The organism is Clostridium frigoris, assembly GCF_018861865.1.
Taxonomy (GTDB): domain Bacteria; phylum Bacillota; class Clostridia; order Clostridiales; family Clostridiaceae; genus Clostridium_AD; species Clostridium_AD frigoris.
Window position 1 is genome coordinate 1 of record NZ_JAHLDV010000126.1, and the last position, 1,902, is coordinate 1,902.

1 protein-coding gene is annotated in these 1,902 nt (G+C 28.4%); it reads right to left on the minus strand.

What is annotated here, in order from left to right; all coding sequences use genetic code 11:
• Window positions 1-186: 186 nt before the first annotated feature.
• The gene (locus KPL37_RS19350; protein ID WP_216151701.1) at window positions 187-1,794 is read right to left on the minus strand and encodes an IS1182 family transposase; all 1,608 of its coding nucleotides are present in this window, start codon (window positions 1,792-1,794) and stop codon (window positions 187-189) included.
• Window positions 1,795-1,902 lie beyond the last annotated feature (108 nt).

Below are 1,902 nucleotides of genomic sequence, written 5' to 3' on the forward strand. Positions count from 1 at the left end.
GGGGCTGTCTCAAAATGATTAAAAAATCATTTTAAGAGATAGCCTTTTTTTCTTATTAATTTTAATAAAAACATTAAAAAATTACTCTTTTAATGTTTTTTTTTAATGCTATTTTATTTTTTTACAGCACAAAAAGAAGATCTTTAAATCCTCTAATTTAAAAATGTTATTTTACAATTTTGAATTTTAAGATGCTTTTATTTCATGCAATAAAATTCTACATCTATCATTTTGAATTTTGTTGTGAAATTTATTTATGTCATATCCAAAGCATAAAAGAGTAAATTCAGTTTTCACATTGATTTTTCCTTTAGTTAAAAATCGTCTAAACCCATGATCTTCTTTCAAAACACCAAATGCACCTTCAACTTGAATTGATCTATTGGTTCTTAACATAATTCCTTCTGAACTTGTTATATTTTCTAATGACTTTAATCTTTTTTGTATAAATTTTTTAGATACGTATAGTTTTTTGTTCCCCTTTGCTTTTGTACATTTTGGTTTATACTGGCAAGCGTCACAATCCTCACATTCATAAACTGTTACACTAGCTTGATATCCGGACTTTGACTTTCTTATCTTGTTATCAATGACCTTTAATTTTTTATTATTATGGCATGTATATTCATCATTTATTTCATCATAATTCATATTTTCTCGCTTACTTATATTATTTTTAAAGCTTCTTTTTTTCATGCTTTCATAAGTTTGAGGTTTTATAAATATGTTTTGCCCAGTGGATTCTAAATACATATAGTTTTCTTCACTTTCATATCCAGCGTCAGCTGTTACGCTATTGAATATTTGTGATAATTTTTCCCTTAGTTTTTTTAGAAATGGAATAAAAGTCAATTGATCAGATCTTTCACTAGAAATATCTAACCCAACAATATATTCACCTTCCACCCCTATTTGCATGTTATATCCTGGTTTTAGCTGCGAATTCCTCATGTGATCTTCCTTCATATGCATAAATGTTGAATCTTGATCAGTTTTTGAAAAGCTGTTTCTTCCATCAAAAATTTTGCTATAGTTATCATACTTATTTAGTCTTTCTATAGCCTCTGAAATGCTTTCTATAAATCTCTGAACTTTGGTTTTTCTTTTTCCTTTTCCATAAACAAATTCTATATTATTAAATTCCTTATTTTCATTTAGAAAATCTAAAATATCTTGAAGATAAGTTACTTCAGCCTTCGGCTCTGGAATTATGTATTCTGTCTCAAACTCAAAATTTATTTCTTCGACAATCTTCTTTATTTTTTCATGAAGCTTCGCTTTAAATCTTTCCGTAGATTTCTTCCATACGAAAGTATACTTATTGGCATTGGCTTCAATTTTCGTTCCATCAATAAATATATTTTTAAATTCAACTTCACCGTAGGTTTTTAACTTTTCAATAAATTGATTAAATAAATCATCTACAGCACCGACAAGTCTTTTACTTCTAAACCTAGCTATTGTAGCATGATCAGGGACCTGGTTACCCTGTAATAGCCACATGAAATTGATATCTCGCTTACAAGCTTTCTCTATTTTCCTACTTGAATAGATATCATTCATATAGGCATAAACTAATATTTTAAATAGAATCTTCGGTTCAACTACTGGATTTCTTCCTTGTGAAGAGTATGCCTCATTTAGTTTCGTATAATATAATTCCTCCAATATTTGGCTTAGCAGTCTCACAGAATCATCTTCGGGTATCAAAATTCCTGTTTCCATAGGAATAACTAATTGATAAACCTCGCAATTTTTGGTATAATTAATTTGTGTAATTTTTTTATTAATCATGCTTAAATTATACACCAAAAGTGGATTCCTCGGAATCCACTTTTGTATTTGCAGAAAAAAAAAGAGCCATCTCGTAATAGAAATTACTTTCTATTTTGAGACAGCCCC